Source organism: Rapidithrix thailandica (genome assembly GCF_039710355.1).
Lineage (GTDB): Bacteria > Bacteroidota > Bacteroidia > Cytophagales > Flammeovirgaceae > Rapidithrix > Rapidithrix thailandica.
In genome coordinates this window covers 122,616-138,646 of the sequence record NZ_JBDKWZ010000009.1, presented here as the reverse complement: position 1 = coordinate 138,646, position 16,031 = coordinate 122,616, and the positions used below count along the sequence as shown (strand labels likewise).

Genomic DNA, 16,031 nt, shown 5'->3' with positions numbered 1-16,031 from the left:
AACCATGTTCACCGAAACTGTCCAATTAGTCCAAGTGCTTGGCGTAGTCTTAGTCGTTGCCGACCTGATACTACTCTTGGCTATTGCCCTCAAAGGAGGGAAGGTCAATACCGTGGTCAAACGCCTGGCTTTTCCTGCATTGATTGTTTTACCCATTCTCATTGCTTTTCTTGGCAATTATCATGTATTTGAAACCAGCAAAAAAGTAAAGGCCTGCATGCAGTGCCATGTGATGAAACCCTTTGCCAACGATATGCTGAACGACACCAGTACTACCCTGGCCGCCCGGCATTATCAACATAACTGGATTCCCAAAGATCAATGTTATGGCTGCCACAAAGACTATGGATTAAACGGGACGTTGAAAGCCAAACTGGATGGCTACCGGCACTTGATGCGTTATATTACCCGTACCTATGTGGAACCGATTCAATACAGGGGCGAATTTCAAAATGCCAATTGCCTGAGTTGCCATCAACAAACCAAGGCTTTTGAATCCGTAGAAATGCACCGGCCTCTCTCTTCCCAATTTGCAGACAATTCAATCAGCTGTATGAATTGCCATGGAAGAGCACACCCTTCCCGGCAATTTCGCACTCCCGGTCACCCCCATTATAAAGACTTGATGTCAGGACCTGCATCGTCCCAACACAGCGAGGGCAATACGGAAGAGCTCAAGAAATTTGTCGAGTCCCTGCCAAACAATTAATTTCAAAACGCTCAGACATTACGAGGATCGCATTCACAGACCCATATCTACCAACATATATGAGAAGCTTAAAAACCGAATTGATATTTATTTTACTGGGAGTATTAATCAGCATCGTATACATCTTTTACCCTACTCCTTTTATGATGACTTTGTTTGTATTTGTAGCTCATCCTTTGTTCATTTTTGCGATGATCAGCTTTTTACTGGAAGTGAAAAAAGATTTGAAAGACAAAGAAGTTTTGTAAAAACAGGGCACAAAAAAAGGAACTTTGCTACTGAATAGAAAGCTCCCCCAAATTAGACGAACAGATTTTTTTGTACTCAATCTACGAGCGGTCAAATATGAAAACAAAGATAAGGGCTCTTGTAGAAACGGCCTTTCTAGCGGGTTTATCAAATCTTGAACTTATTATGACTTTTGTTCATTTAAGCTCCAATCGTACGGATAATATTCCAAACGAAACCCCGAAGGTATTTTCTCGGTTCTGTATAGATTCAGAAACTTCCGCACCGAACCACTTTCCTTGATAAAATCCTTTTCATACCATTTAAATATTTCCGAAATCAACACTTGCTTTTGCCGTTTGTCCACCCGGATAAAATTCCTATCGTTCAGAGCCTGACGGGTCTGTTGCTCCAATTGTGCGGCCAGATGTTCGGGACGATAAGCAAAATTCACCAGGCGAGGGCAACCATGAGCCGCACATACTAATACAAAATGGATACGAGCATCCTGTATCCCCTCCCTTAGTTTATGATTTTCCAAGTCATTCAACGTCATTACTTCCCCAGCCACACGATATTCCACCTTGTCAAAAAAACCTTCGATTTTCAAAGGCGATTCTACCGGGTATTTATTTACAATACCCTTTATTACCAACAAGTTATATGAATTTATATAAAAAGCTTTTTTCTGGGTTTGAGATAAATGATCCACTGAAACGGTGGCCACCAAGTTGATCAGTTCGTCCAATTCCGTTCTATCAGTTAGAAGAGCTTGATAAGCCACCAATCCTTGTTCTACATGTTGCTCCATGAAAGCATCTGTTTTCTCTAAGAAGCTAGAGTAAGTGTCCGCTTCAGCATTTTTACAGAGGGTCGCTATAAATAATCCAACAAATAACAACTGTTTCATAATCTCTTAACATTCGGTTGAGTTTTGTCTGCCATTTGGCGATAGTGTTTCGATCCAGCTTTACCTTGATCTTTACGAAATTGTGCATTTTCAAGGTATGGAACTGTCATAACCCAGACAAAGAAATGTATTCACTTATCTTATATGTTCAATCCACAACATTTATGTTCATTTTCGGACAAAAACACTCGGATCATCATTCACATAAACAACTGATAACAAGTATTTTAAATATTTTGGATTTACTTTGGAAATACTGTAGCTTTCTAAAAGAAGCATCTAAATTCTCAAAAAAATGAAATTCATAAACAACCTTATCACAACAAGCGCTTTTTTGTTCCTTCTTATTACTTCCACCTATGCTCAAAGCACCGAAACCAGAAAGTTATCTTCCTTTGAGGGCGTCAGTATAGGCGGTGCGTTCACTGTGTATTTACAAGAAGGCAACTCTCCTTCCATCAAAATCGAAGCCTCCTCTGAGGATATCTCAAAAATCATCACAGAAGTCAAAAACGGAACCTTAAGAGTAAAAGTAAAACCCGGAAGCCGGAATGTAGACGGTACTTTGTACATCACCTACAGCAAAAATTTAAGTGCTATTTCCTTATCAGGAGCTTGTAAAGTGACGACAAAAAGTACCCTGAAAGGTTCCACACTGGCTTTAAACGGATCAGGGTCCGGTAAGTACCAACTTCAATTAAGTGTAGGCGAATTGAAAGCTAACTTTTCGGGAAGTAATCAGGCCAATTTGGAAGGTAACGCCAAGCGAGTGAACCTTAACTCCAGCGGTTCGGCCAAAGTGTACGGTTCGGATCTGAAAGTAGGGGATGCCTCTATTAAATTGTCCGGTTCGGGATATGTAGAAATGGAAATCAACGGAGATTTACAGGCAAGTATTTCCGGTTCGGGGAAAGTCCGGTACAAAGGTAACCCGACCAATGTACAGATGAATGTGTCCGGGTCGGGGAAGGTCCAAAAATTAGATTAAAGCATTGACAGAATTTGTCAGGGTCCTACCTGTTCCTGTACGATTGTTCTTTATATAGACCTCTGTTAAAAATACAAATGAGCTAAGGGGAATGTGATCAAACAGTTCGTTCACATTTCTCTTAGCCCATTCTGTTCCAAGATTGTATCAATAAAATGACTATCTCAGATTCTCCGGCAGTTTCGCATTGGGATCATCCGGAAGGGTAATGTTCACGGCCTCTACCCCTTTAATCTCCGGCACGGCATTCAAAATTGCCTGTTCTACTCCGGCCTTAAAGGTCATGGTAGACATTGGGCAAGAGCCACAAGAGCCGAGCAGTTCCAAAACCACCACTTTCTCTTCGGTGATTTCTTTAATCTGCACATTACCTCCGTCAGCCTCCAGGTAAGGGCGGATTGTGTCCAAGGCTTTTTCCACCTCCTTTACCATGTCTTCAGGTATGACTGTGTTACTCATGAAAGTAGTAGTATTAAAAATGATTAATTTCTTTCGTTTGGAAACAAAATTTTGCGAATTCCATTCCCTTTTCAGAGAAAAACTATCCATGGACTTCTGCCACTGGTCAATTTCTCTATTAATTTATCCTAAGCTGGCCGTTTCCAAGTTAGCATTCCGGATGGCCACATTCCGGGCCAATTCTTGCGCAATTTGCCGGAAAGCAAGGCTTGACGCTTCATGATGCATGATGGCCGGCTCTCCTTTGTCTCCACTTTCCCGGATGCTTTGCACAATCGGAATTTCCCCTAAAAAGGGAATCTCGTACCTACGAGCCAACAGCTTTCCACCATCCTGCCCGAAAAGGTAATACTTGTTATCGGGTAACTCTTCGGGTGTAAAATACGCCATATTTTCCACAACTCCCAATACTGGCACATTGATTTGTTGTTGTCTGAACATAGAAATCCCTTTGGTAGCATCTGCCAGTGCTACTTTTTGGGGAGTTGTCACAATGACGGCACCGGTCAACGGAACGGTTTGTACCAAAGTCAAATGAATATCGCTGGTGCCTGGAGGCAAATCTATTAACAGGTAATCTAACTCACCCCAGTGTGTATCCGTCAGAAATTGTTTTAATGCAGAGCTGGCCATAGGCCCTCTCCAGACGACCGCATCTTCAGCCGGAGCCAGGTAGCCAATCGACAGTAATTTGATGCCGTATTGCTCAATAGGAATGATCATGTTCTTTCCTTCCATTTTCACCACACCGGGCTTGGCGCTTTCCGTGTTAAACATCACCGGAATGGAAGGCCCGAAAATATCCGCATCAATGATCCCCACTTTGGAGCCGGATTCGGCCAGGGCCAAAGCCAAATTAGACGTAACCGTAGATTTTCCTACTCCGCCTTTTCCCGAAGCAATGGCAATAATATTTTTTACATTGGGCAATACGGGAGATTGATTCCGGACGGTGGTCACATCCGCTGTAATATTCACATCCACGTCCACATCTTCCCCCACTTGTTTTTTCACCGCTTCGATACATTGCTTGCGCAGCATTTCTTTCAAAGGGCATGCGGGTGTGGTCAATACCACAGTAAACCGGACCGTATTTCCCTCGATATCCACATCCCGGATCATATTCAAACTCACCAAATCTTTCTTCAAATCCGGATCCTCTACCGTTGAAAGGGCTTTTATGATGTCAGACTCTGAAAATGTCATCTACTTGTATTTAATAATGTTGTTAAAAAAGGCAAGGTGTAAAAGCTGGCTTGGATCTTTATATCTCTGAAATTGATGTGTTCGACAATAGGCTGTTTACACATTACCTGTATGCTTGAGCGTCCTGTAACTTGTTCTCTATTGCAAAAGAAGTAATAATACTATATAAAATAACAAAATTGATACGAAATAATCAGGGAGCCTTCGATAGCGGCCTGTTTTGCGGCATATGAGCAACTCTTCCCCTTTGTATATAACTTTGATAGAAAACGTTCAATCTTTTTTCCGGCTCTATCCAAGAGGTAAAATTTTCTTCCTTATCTAAAAATAGCATAATTTTGAGTAAAATCACGATGCTTCAGTCAGTATGAAAATCAGTACCGATACAATCAGACGCGTACAGGAACGAGCCGATATTTTGGAAGTGGTGGAGGATTTTCTACCACTGAAAAAGAAAGGACATAATTGGTGGGCTTTATCTCCCTTTACCGATGAAAAGACCCCTTCCTTTTCCGTCTCTCCGGCCAAGGGGATTTACAAGTGTTTTAGCACCGGAAAAGGCGGGGATGCTATTTCCTTTGTCATGGAAATGGAAGGTTTGGGCTTTATAGAAGCCATCCGCTACCTGGCCAAGAAGTACCAAATCGAGATCGAGGAAGAGGAATTAAGCCCGGAAGAAATATCCGTACAAAGTGAAAAAGAAAGTCTGTTGATTGTCCTGAATTATGCAAAAGATTTTTTCAAACATAATCTAAGTGAGGAGGAGGAAGGGCAATCCATCGGTTTGAGCTATTTCCGGGAAAGAGGGTTTACGCAGGAAGTCATTCAAAAATTCGACTTGGGATACAGCCTGAATCAATGGGACGCATTATTAAAAGCCGGTGTGGCCAAAGGCTATCAGAAAGACCTGTTGGAAAAAGCCGGGCTCATCATCTGCAAAGAAAACAAAGAATACGACCGGTTCCGGGGGCGGGTCACCTTTCCCATTCACAATATTTCGGGCCGGGTCATTGCCTTTGGGGCCCGTACCCTCAAAAAAGACGATAAACCCAAATACCTCAACTCCCCGGAAACAGAAGTTTATCATAAAAGTGATATCCTTTATGGCATTTTCCAGGCCAAGCAAAGCATCCGCAACGAAGACAATTCGTACCTGGTAGAAGGCTATACGGATGTACTTTCCTTGTACCAGGCAGGTATTGAAAATGTGGTGGCCTCTTCCGGGACTTCCCTGACCAGCAACCAGATTGGTTTAATCAAACGCTACTCGCAAAATGTCACCATCCTCTACGATGGAGATACGGCCGGTATCAATGCTTCTCTCCGGGGAGTGGATCTGATCCTGGAACGGGGAATGAACGTGCGGGTCGTGATTTTTCCGGAAGGAGAAGACCCAGACAGCTACTGTCAGAAGCTGGGTGGAGCGGCTTTTAAAGACTACCTCCAAGAGCATTCTCAGGATTTTATCCTGTTCAAAACCCAACTACACCTGAAAGAAGCGGGCAATGACCCCATCAAAAGAGCGGGCATCATCCGGAGCATCGTTGAAAGTATTGCCAAAATACCGGACCCTATCCGTCAATCGGTCTTTTATAAAGAGTGTAGCAACTTGCTCAATATCGAAGAGAATATTCTCATCGAAGAGGGTAAAAAAATTGCCCTTAGCGAGCAACGAAAGCAGCAAAAAAGGGCTCAATGGAAGGAAGAACGTCAAGCCCTTCCCGGCGAGTTTCAGGATGCCCCGGTAACGCCAAACCAGGACTCCGCTCTGGTAGAAGAAGCCCCGGCCGTTTATGACGAAAAGCTCAATGTACAAGAAAGGGAATACCTTCGCTTGCTCGTGAACTATGGCCACTTAACGGTGGACGAGGAAATACGGATTTGCGATTATCTGATGGAAGAAATCCAGGGTATTGAATTTCATTCGCCTACTTATTTTGAAATTTTCAAGCTCTATAAAAAAGAAGTGGATGCAGGCAAACAGGTAGACGACCAACGCATGCTGCAAATTTGCAAGCCCGAACACAAAACCTTGATTGTAGACCTATTGGTGACCAAAGAAGAAATCAGTCAGCATTGGGAACGCTTGAATATCGTTATTCCCAAACAAGACGAAGATTTGTCGAAGGTGCTTTACACTAACATTCTCCGTTTAAAATACCGGTTGAGTGAAAAGCTTTGTAATACCTATATTCAAAAGATTGCAGCCGCTACTTCTGACGAAAAGCGGGATGAAAATATGAAACTGTATATGGAATTTTTAAAAGACAAAACCTCTATTGCCAAAGAACTAGGAATGGTCATCTCATGAAAGCAACCCTCACTCGACAATTAAACCAGCTCTTTATTGCCATATCCGTTTTGCTTCTTAGCCTTTTGGTAGGCATCATTGGGTTTATGCAATTGGAAGCCTATACGTTTTGGGATGCTTTTTATATGACGGTCATCACGATTTCTACCGTGGGCATGAACGAACTCAACCGGGTAGGACCGGAAGGACGTATTTTTATTTCCATCTACATTATCTTTAATTTCAGTGTTTTCGCTTACTTTGCTTCGGTAGTGACCAAGTATATTTTCGAGGGGGAGCTACGTTCAGTATTTCAAACTTACATTACCAATCGAGGGGCCTACAAAATGAAAGACCATACGATCGTTTGCGGATTCGGAAAAAACGGAAGCAAAACTTGTGAGCAACTGCTTCGCAACCAAGTACCTTTTACCATTATCGAAAGGGACATTGAAAAGGTATATCTCAAGTATGGAGAAGTATCCAATGTATTCTATATAGAAGGCGATGCTACCTCGGATGAGGTGTTGATTGAAGCGGGTATCCAACGGGCCAAAACCATTATTACGGCTTTGCCAAAGGATGCGGATAACGTGTTCGTTACTTTAACCGCCCGGGAATTAAACCCCGATATTCAGATTGTTGCCAGAGCCACGGAAGAGACTGCGGTGAACAAGCTGTTTCGGGCCGGGGCCCATCATGTTGTCCAGCCCGATGCCATTGGAGGCTTGCATATGGCCAACCTCGTCACCCGTCCTGAAGTGGTAGAATTCCTGGAAATGCTCAATGGCGTAGACAAAACCCGCCTACGGTTGGAAGAGTTGCGTTTTAACGAACTCAAACAAGAACTTCGCAACAAAAGCCTGCGCGAACTGGATATCAGAAGCCGCACAGGGGTAAACGTAGTGGGTATCAAACACAGCCGGGACGGCTTTATCATCAACCCTAAAGCCGATACCATGTTTACCGAAGGAGATGTACTCATAGTGCTGGGTCGCGAAGATCAAATCAACAAGTTTATCCACTATTGCGGAAAAGATATTTCACCTTCCGGGGAGTAAATTAAAGATTGGGGGATTGAAGGACTGAAGGATTAAAGTAATGGAGGATTGGGGGATTGAAGGATTGGATGGAAAATTGAAGGGTGATTCGTTTTCTCCTGTATCCACAAGCAAGCAAGAGCATTCCTTATTTCGGTCCGTTACACTTTTGCTTACCAAGCATTGGTTCTGCCTTGTACAAAGTGTACATTTTTATCATTTCTTGTCCGCATTCGAACATTCGAATGCCTCCTTCCATTTCGCTACAAAAACATAACTTACTGGTTTTAAAACCATTACATGGAATGGCACATCGTTGGCACTCCGGCAGGTATCTTCACTATCTGTAATCACTATGAAAACTAAAATCAAAGTAACCAAAGACTTGATCGAAGCTTTTATCCTCGCAATGGCTTTATTAGCGGCAATGGCTTTTGAGGCCATTTCAGACCCGCCAAAGGAAGAGCCCCTGCACACTCAACAAGAGATAAAGACCGGGACGCATCAAGCATTTCATCAAAACGAAGATAAGATAAGGGAAGCCAAGTAATTTTTTTTAAGACTTTCTTAACATTTTTAATTTGTTTTCGTTAACATTACCAGTATAGAAAAATAAATCTGGTCTATTTATCAATGGATTTATAGTCGTAGTTTTCTCATATATGATGCAAGTAGTTTAAATAGTTGTATTAGTTAAATTTAAGACCGGTTGAGCTTCAACCGGTTTTTTTTACGCCTGTAAGTGTTTCAATAAGCTAACTGGGTGTACTTTTTCACAAATGGCCTGATTTGGAAAACCTTGTAATCTTGGATGAAATTTGATATTTCTCCTTTTGAGGCTTTTCTTTGTAAGAGTCAGAGAATACATTCTGCTGATTGCCTACCTAACCAAAGCAAGACCGACAACACATAATTTTCCTCAGGGAGAAGTATGCCTACCCACATCAACCGTGGTACTTAAGCGCATAATAACTACTGGGACAGTTGTAAGGAAAAAGCGTATGACCGGCTGCCATTACAACAAAAATTAACCCTACTCTAATTTAAAAATTCGTAAGTTTAATAGCTTCTTAAAGAAGCTATAGAAGCTTTGCTCGTATATATCATTTGACCAACAAAAAGATTTCGTATGAACGTATTAGAAATCACGAAAAAAGAATTAGGTAAACCCTACCATGACCTGGAGTTCCTTCTGAACTGCTTGAAAGAAGTGTTGATTGAAAACGGAGAAGATGATTTGGCGGAGTTTATTCCTTGGATTAACAATAGAGTCAATTTCAGTCCGAAGTTTTATACCGAAGAACATGTGCAGTTGTATTCGATAGCTTTTCAGCTATTAAATATGGTGGAAGAAAACGGAGCGGTACAAAATCGAAGAAGGATTGAAAATGATAATTCCTTGTCCAGTATAGGAGGGCTTTGGGCCGAAAGTTTAAAAAGTTTAAAGGAGCAAGGGATCACCGAAGATCAAATTGTAGACTCTTTGTCTGACATCCGGGTAGAGCCTGTCCTCACCGCCCATCCTACAGAAGCCAAACGCTCTACGGTATTGGAGCACCATCGTATGCTTTATTTATTGCTGGTAAAGCGGGAAAATAAAATGTATACAGATATAGAACAGAAAGAAACCGAAAGGGAAATCAAACTGGTGCTGGACCGCTTGTGGAGAACCGGAGAAATTTACCTGGAAAAGCCAGATCTCGCCTCCGAGTTGCGCAATGTGTTGCACTATATGACCAATGTATTCCCTGAAGTGATTCCTCTGCTCGACCGCAGGCTTGTACAGGCTTGGGAAGACCAAGGTTTGGACCCCAAAAAAATCCGCGATGCGGAAGTCCTTCCTAAAATCCGCTTTGGCAACTGGGTAGGCGGTGACCGTGACGGACACCCCTTGGTAACCAGTGATGTTACCCGACAGACCTTGGAAACGCTGCGGATGAATGCCTTTGTCATCGTCAGAAGACAATTGGTCAAACTGATCAAATTGTTGAGTTTCTCCGCTTCTATTGAAGACACGACCAGCGAAATGCGGGACCGGACTCACAGAATGTTGGAAACACTGCATGAGGAAGGAAACGAAGCCATGCATCGCAATGAAGGAGAAGTATTCCGGCAGTTTGTCAACTTAATGCTGACCATGTTGCCACTGGATGTAAAAAGAGGCCATGCGGTAGAGTTAAAAGAACTTCCCGGCCGCTATATCATTGCCCGCGAATTGGTGGACGACTTAAAAATTTTACAAAGAGCACTGATTCAATACGGAGCTGAAAACATCGCTTATTCCGATATCCATGAAGCTATCCGGATCATCGAAACGTTTGGCTTCCATCTGGCGCATTTGGACGTAAGGCAAAATAGCGCCTTCCACGATCAGGCCATTGCCCAAATTATGAAGGCCGCCGCGCTGGACGGAGATGCTTTCTTAGGCTGGAATGAAAAACAAAGACTACACTTCCTGAACGAAGAATTAAAATCTCCACGGCCTTTTATTCCCCGCAACATGCTCCGCGATTTGGAGCACAATGCCAATGCTGCCATTAGCTGCTACCAAGTCTTAGCCAACCATGCCGAACTCTATGGTACCTTTGGGCTGGGAGGCTTGATTGTCAGTATGACCCGTGAAACCTCCGACCTTTTGGCGGTCTATCTTTTGGCCAGAGAAGCGGGATTGATTGAAAACACACCCGAGGGCTTAGTAAGTAAACTTCCGGTAGTTCCACTTTTCGAAACGATAGAAGACTTGCAAAAAAGTCCGAAAATTATCAATGAGTTTCTCGACCACCCTTTCACCCAACGCAGTTTGGAATACCAGCGCAAAATCAACGGTGAAAAGATGCCGGTGCAAATGGTTATGGTTGGGTATAGCGATAGTAATAAAGACGGGGGCATCTTGGCCAGCCAATGGCACCTATACCATGCTCAGTCCGAACTGGCTGAAATTGGCCGGAAGAAAGGGGTAAAACTTCGCTTCTTCCACGGCAAAGGAGGTTCCATCAGTAGAGGAGCGGGGCCGGTCCGTTGGTTCTTAAAAACATTGCCTCACTCTTCGGTCAACGGAGATATCCGGCAAACGGAACAAGGAGAAACAATCTCTCAGAAATACGCCAACAAGTTGAATGCAGCGTATAATATGGAGTTGTTTGTAGCCGGTACCGCCGGTAGTTCTATTCTCCATAAATACACGGAGAAGAAGAAAAACAACTTTGACCAAACCCTGAAATACCTGGCCGAAGAAAGTCGCAAGCATTATATGAACTTGTTGCACGACCCTCACTTTATCGATTTCTTTAGAGAAGCTACTCCAATTGATGCCATTGAAGAAAGTAAAATTGGCTCACGGCCTTCTCGCAGAAGCGGTAAAAAAAGCCTGTCTGACCTCCGGGCCATTCCTTGGGTATTTAGTTGGAACCAATCCCGTTTTAACCTGACCAGTTGGTATGGAGTCGGTTCTACTTTGGAAAACTTCCAGAAAGAAAAGCCCAAAGAGTTCGAAAAATTCAAAAAAGGGATCATGAAAGACTCTCTGTTAACGTATGTGTTTACCAATGTAGACACCAGTTTGGCTGCTACGGATGAGGAGATTATGAAACAATACGCTTCCTTGGTAACCGACCCTAAAGTAAGAGAACATATTTTCGGCCTTATTCAGGATGAATTGGCCAAAACCCGGAAAATGATCGATATTCTCTTCGAGCTGCCTTTTAACGACCGGAGAAGACAACATCATTATTCCAATGTTCTAAGAGCCGAAGCCTTGAACGACTTGCATAAAAACCAAGTGGCTCTCTTGAAAAAATGGCGAAAACTGAAAAAGCATAATGCTGATTCGGAAGAAACCAAAAAAATAACGATGCGTCTGTTGTTAACCATCAATGGTATTGCCAGTGCCTTGCGGAATACCGGTTGATCAAGTCTTTTAACTTACGGAGATACGCGCAAACCGCATGGTCAGCAAAAACCCCTGAAAAGTAGTAAATGCTTTCAGGGGTTTCATTTTTTTTTACCATAAAACTGACTTACTACCTATTAATGACTGCTTGGAAAAACAGTTATATTCAGGTTTTATGACACGGCCTCCACCACGGACTCCGATACCGAGTTGGGACTTTTTACGGTAATATCCGTGATGTATAACAAGCCGTTTGGGCCGGATTTATACCAATACAGGGACACTGGCAAATGAAGGTAGTTTTCAATATTAAACAACCAATTGGCCAATTGCTTTACTTCTATATCTTTTAGCACAAACTGACAGCGTTTGTAATCCGGAGTCGGAATACGTTCAATGGCAAACGAAACAGACTTTTGATCCGAAAACTTTCCTTTTGTCCAAGTCTTTTTCCCTAAGCTTTTCTGTAGTTGACTTTCACTATCCGGAATCACATTAAATTCATACACATCGGCTTCTTCCGAAGCATTCTCTTCATAGATCCCCCAAGTTCCCCGGAGTACAACCTGTTGATGGGCCGGAGTGTAAGAAAGCACTCCACTGGATGAGTTTCCCTGAAAGTGCATCAAATGCACACTGGAAGTGGCCGTAATATTCATCACATCAATAAAGCAGGACAGCGCTTTTTGGATACTTTCAACCGAATAAAGATCGATGAACGAACCGTGAACCACTTTACAAAGATCTTCTTCATCCTTCACGCCATAAAAGGTTTCCAAAGTCATAAAGTTACTAGTCGCTCCCATCATCAACGATTGGCTCCGAACCATTACTTCATGATGTCCGCTACCGGAACTGAGTAATTGGTAATACCGGACTAGTATTTTTTTAAGGTTGATAGGAATCTCCGAAGTAGCGATCAGTTCACGTGCTTTTTGGCTTACTTCGTTTATATTGCTTAGCGTAGTACGGTTTAACTGACTGAGGATTCCTGCTAATTTACCCCGGATATTATTGGTATGCAGGAAACTCCAGAAAAAATAGGCAGTTGTAGTAAACCCAGGAATGATGCGAATTGAACTCTTCCCCAATGCTTTGAGAAGCAATCCCTTGACCCGCTCTTGACTCCCGATACTCATCGCATTTACCTTATCAATATTAGGAAAGTTGAGAATTAGTTTTTCCATGGTTTGTGGCTTATCATGAAATTTTCAGGTCCTTGAACGATTAGTATATAAATTACTATTTTTTGCCGACTTTTAAAATCTCTTTCTTGAAGAACACTTCCTATTCTCCTAAAAATTCCGCGTATATTTTTTTGATATTTCAAAGTCAGCACTTACTTTTGACTAAACAGTTTAACTAAATAGTTAAATGAGCGAATTAACGACAGAAGAAAAGATATTTATTGCCGCCCGGAAAGTATTCCTGAAAAAGGGGTTTGCGGGTGCCCGGATGCAAGAAATTGCCGATGAGTCAGGGATTAACAAAGCGCTGTTACATTATTATTTTAGAAATAAGAAAAAGCTCTTTGAAAAAATCTTTCAACAGATACTGGGCAATGTATTCCTACAATTAACTGAAGTAATCAATACACACCAGCCATTGACATCTAAAGTGGCGTTTTTTGTAGAAAAATACACCCAAACATTGCTTGAAAATCCTGATTTACCTCTGTTTGTGATAAATGAATTGAATCAAAACCCTGATTTTCTCATCCGGTTAGCACAGAGTAATGTACATTTCGATTGGGAAATGCTGGAAACACAGATAAAAGAGGAAGTGGAACAAGGCAGGATGCGGTATGTTAAGCCTCAAGAACTATTAATCAATATTATTTCGCTATGTGCTTTTCCCATACTTGCACAACCTCTGGCCAAAACCATCTTAAACATGGACCAAGATGCTTATCATGAGATGATTCACCAACGAAAAAAATCCATCGTAAAAATTGTACTTCCACAAGCATAGCACTTGTGGATTTTTTTTAACCCGGAGTTAACTAAATGGTTAAATTTTTAAGTTAATGAAACATTCTATTCTGATTATTGGCTTTATTTTGTTGCTATCGGCACATAGTCAGGCAGATACCCTAAGCCTCCACTACTGCCATGAACAAGCGATTTTAAAAAGTCCGGAGCAACAGCAACTGACCTGGCTGGAAAGCCTCAAAGCTTTACAGGTGAGCAACCTGCGTTTACAAAACCTCCCGCAATGGCAAGTAATCCTACAGGCTACTTACCAATCCGATGCCGTGACGTTCAATCCCGGAATACCCATGATGGAAGGAATCGAAGTCCCCAAAGATCAATACCGGGGAGAACTGTCTTTGCAGCAAAAGCTCTTTGACGGAGGAAAATTAAAATCCGAAATAGTCACTCAGGAACTAAACATTCAAACTCAACAGCAACAAGTACAGGTCAACCTGTACCAAATCAAAGAGGTGATTAACCGCTTGTATTTTTCCGCTTTGATCCTCCAAGAAAATGAAAAGCTGCTTCGCGCTTCCGTATTGAAAGAACTGGAAAACCGCCTGGCTTCTATCCGTTCCAAAGTAGCCAATGGGGTATTGCTTAAAAGCAACGCCAACGGACTGGAAATTGAAATTTTAAAGGTAAAACAACAAATTACTCAAATCAGCTACGAAAAACAGTCCATGTTAAAAATGCTGGCCAAATGGACGGAAGACCCGAAAGTACCGGAGGCGACCCTCACATTGCCGGAAGTTGCCCTGTCCTCTACGGAAATCAAGCCCAATAGCTTGCGCCCGGAATACCAACTGTTTGCTTTGCAACAACAGTATTTGGAAAGTAAAAAGAAAAGAATGACTTTACAAAAGATGCCCGATTTGCATGTATTCGGCACACTGGGCATTGGTCAACCGAATCCTTTGAATTTTTTCGAAACGGAGTTTGAACCTTATTACCTGGTAGGTCTTCGCTTAACATGGCAACCGGTTTCTTACGGTCGTTGGAACAGAGAACAGGAAAGCTTGAGCCTGCAACAACAGATTGTACTTAGTGAACAAGAGAACTTTGACAAACAATTAACCATCTCACTGACCCAAGAGCATGAAGAACTTCAGAAGCTTAAGGCCCTGATTCTGTCGGAAAAACAAATGATAAGCCTGCAAAAAGAACAGGTGAACACCTCTGCTTCTCAACTGGCCAACGGAGTGATTACCTCTACAGGGTATATCACAGAACTAAACCGGCAAACAGCATTCCAATTACAACTTCAAATTCACGAAATTCAACAAGTACAAACCCTTGTCAACCAATTGACAAAACAGGGAAAATTTTAAGCATGAACCAAAAATTCATACCGGTCAAAAACCAAAGAGTTATCAACTTCTCTTACTGAAAAGAACAAATTAAAACTGCTATGAAAAACAGCTTGTATTGCTTGGGCATATTGCTGGCACTGGCATGTAATCCCGAACAGGAAAAATCCGATGCCTATGGAAATTTTGAAGCTACCGAGATTACCGTATCCGCCGAAGGACAGGGTAAAATTCTCTACTTACAAGTAGAAGAAGGGCAATCATTGACCGCCAACACTACCGTGGGTTTAATCGATACGACTCAATTGTATTTGCAAAAAGAAAAGTTAAAAGCTTCCATAACAGCCTTGCGCCAAAAGACACAATCCATTGGTACGCAACTGGAGGTATATCTGGAACGAAATAAAAACCTTACCCGGGAGAGAAAGCGCCTGGAAGCACTGCTCAAAGACGATGCCGCCGCCACCAAACAATTAGACGATATCAAAGGGGAAATTGATGTGGTAGAAAAGCAAAAGAAAGCTTTGGAGGCCTCTCTTTCCACGCAAAACCGGGGATTGCTTGCCGAAATCTTACCCCTTCAAAAGCAAATTGACATTCTGAATGATCAAATTCAAAAGTGCCTGGTCAAGGCCCCCATTCAGGGAAAAGTTTTGGTCAAATATGCCGAGCACGGAGAGGTGGCAATGCCCGGAAGACCTTTGTTCAAAATGGCCGATTTACAAGAAATGACCTTACGGGCATACATTAGCGGAAGTCAGTTAACGGAAGTACAAACCGGACAAAAAGTAGAGGTGCTAGTGGACAAAAATGCACAAGACTTTGAGCGCATGGAAGGAACCGTAGCCTGGATTGCCGATGAAGCAGAATTCACCCCTAAAATTATTCAGACCAAAGAAGAGCGCGTCAACCTGGTATACGCGATCAAGGTGAAAGTAACCAACCGAGGAAGTATAAAAATCGGCATGCCGGGAGAAGTAAGATTTCAAGGCACCGGACAGTAACACAATGTACTTTATCCTAATCAGC

14 protein-coding genes are annotated in these 16,031 nt (G+C 42.4%); 10 read left to right on the top strand and 4 right to left on the bottom strand.

Features of this window, described 5'->3' with window-relative positions:
* Nucleotides 1–4 precede the first annotated feature (4 nt).
* Complete coding sequence (locus AAG747_RS16595) at nucleotides 5–709, top strand: hypothetical protein (protein ID WP_346822323.1); 705 nt, start codon at nucleotides 5–7, stop codon at nucleotides 707–709.
* 59 nt (nucleotides 710–768) lie between these two features.
* Nucleotides 769–957 (top strand): hypothetical protein, encoded by a 189-nt coding sequence (locus AAG747_RS16590; RefSeq protein WP_346822322.1) that lies wholly within the window; start codon nucleotides 769–771, stop codon nucleotides 955–957.
* A gap of 164 nt (nucleotides 958–1,121) precedes the next feature.
* Here the strand turns inward: AAG747_RS16590 and AAG747_RS16585 are convergent, their stop codons facing one another.
* On the bottom strand, nucleotides 1,122–1,748 hold the full coding sequence (locus AAG747_RS16585) for a DUF547 domain-containing protein (RefSeq protein WP_346822321.1): 627 nt from the start codon (nucleotides 1,746–1,748) through the stop codon (nucleotides 1,122–1,124).
* 394 nt (nucleotides 1,749–2,142) lie between these two features.
* Between AAG747_RS16585 and AAG747_RS16580 the strand changes: the two genes are divergently transcribed.
* Nucleotides 2,143–2,835, top strand: coding sequence for a head GIN domain-containing protein (locus tag AAG747_RS16580; RefSeq protein ID WP_346822320.1), 693 nt, complete (start codon nucleotides 2,143–2,145; stop codon nucleotides 2,833–2,835).
* Between the two features lie 159 nt (nucleotides 2,836–2,994).
* Here AAG747_RS16580 and AAG747_RS16575 read toward each other — a convergent pair whose 3' ends face one another.
* Together AAG747_RS16575 and AAG747_RS16570 are read right to left on the bottom strand one after the other, a co-directional pair.
* Nucleotides 2,995–3,294 (bottom strand): NifU family protein, encoded by a 300-nt coding sequence (locus AAG747_RS16575; RefSeq protein WP_346822319.1) that lies wholly within the window; start codon nucleotides 3,292–3,294, stop codon nucleotides 2,995–2,997.
* A 123-nt stretch (nucleotides 3,295–3,417) separates the two neighbouring features.
* The gene (locus tag AAG747_RS16570) at nucleotides 3,418–4,500 is read right to left on the bottom strand and encodes an Mrp/NBP35 family ATP-binding protein (protein WP_346822318.1); all 1,083 of its coding nucleotides are present in this window, start codon (nucleotides 4,498–4,500) and stop codon (nucleotides 3,418–3,420) included.
* Nucleotides 4,501–4,867: 367 nt separating this feature from the next.
* Here AAG747_RS16570 and dnaG point away from each other — a divergent pair, with 367 nt between their 5' ends.
* The 4 genes from dnaG (at nucleotide 4,868) to AAG747_RS16550 (ending at nucleotide 11,737) form a co-directional block, all read left to right on the top strand.
* Nucleotides 4,868–6,811, top strand: a complete 1,944-nt coding sequence (gene dnaG / locus AAG747_RS16565; RefSeq protein WP_346822317.1) for a DNA primase — start codon at nucleotides 4,868–4,870, stop codon at nucleotides 6,809–6,811.
* Nucleotides 6,808–7,851 carry a potassium channel family protein gene (locus AAG747_RS16560; protein WP_346822316.1) on the top strand — a complete coding sequence of 348 codons (1,044 nt, stop codon included), beginning with the start codon at nucleotides 6,808–6,810 and terminating at the stop codon, nucleotides 7,849–7,851. The genes dnaG and AAG747_RS16560 overlap by 4 nt, the downstream gene beginning before the upstream one ends.
* A gap of 334 nt (nucleotides 7,852–8,185) precedes the next feature.
* Nucleotides 8,186–8,380, top strand: coding sequence for a hypothetical protein (locus tag AAG747_RS16555; RefSeq protein ID WP_346822315.1), 195 nt, complete (start codon nucleotides 8,186–8,188; stop codon nucleotides 8,378–8,380).
* A gap of 579 nt (nucleotides 8,381–8,959) precedes the next feature.
* Nucleotides 8,960–11,737 carry a phosphoenolpyruvate carboxylase gene (locus AAG747_RS16550; RefSeq protein WP_346822314.1) on the top strand — a complete coding sequence of 926 codons (2,778 nt, stop codon included), beginning with the start codon at nucleotides 8,960–8,962 and terminating at the stop codon, nucleotides 11,735–11,737.
* Nucleotides 11,738–11,892: 155 nt separating this feature from the next.
* On the opposite strand, the gene AAG747_RS16545 is transcribed toward AAG747_RS16550, so the two are convergent.
* Nucleotides 11,893–12,906: a PEP/pyruvate-binding domain-containing protein gene (locus AAG747_RS16545; protein WP_346822313.1), complete on the bottom strand. Its 1,014-nt coding sequence runs from the start codon at nucleotides 12,904–12,906 to the stop codon at nucleotides 11,893–11,895.
* 187 nt (nucleotides 12,907–13,093) lie between these two features.
* On the opposite strand from AAG747_RS16545, the gene AAG747_RS16540 reads away from it, so the two are divergent.
* The 3 genes from AAG747_RS16540 (at nucleotide 13,094) to AAG747_RS16530 (ending at nucleotide 16,006) form a co-directional block, all read left to right on the top strand.
* Nucleotides 13,094–13,690 carry a TetR/AcrR family transcriptional regulator gene (locus AAG747_RS16540; RefSeq protein WP_346822312.1) on the top strand — a complete coding sequence of 199 codons (597 nt, stop codon included), beginning with the start codon at nucleotides 13,094–13,096 and terminating at the stop codon, nucleotides 13,688–13,690.
* 55 nt (nucleotides 13,691–13,745) lie between these two features.
* Nucleotides 13,746–15,023: a TolC family protein gene (locus tag AAG747_RS16535; protein ID WP_346822311.1), complete on the top strand. Its 1,278-nt coding sequence runs from the start codon at nucleotides 13,746–13,748 to the stop codon at nucleotides 15,021–15,023.
* An 80-nt stretch (nucleotides 15,024–15,103) separates the two neighbouring features.
* A complete protein-coding gene (locus AAG747_RS16530; protein WP_346822310.1) occupies nucleotides 15,104–16,006 on the top strand; it encodes an HlyD family secretion protein in 903 nt (300 codons plus the stop codon).
* The last annotated feature ends 25 nt before the right edge of the window (nucleotides 16,007–16,031 follow it).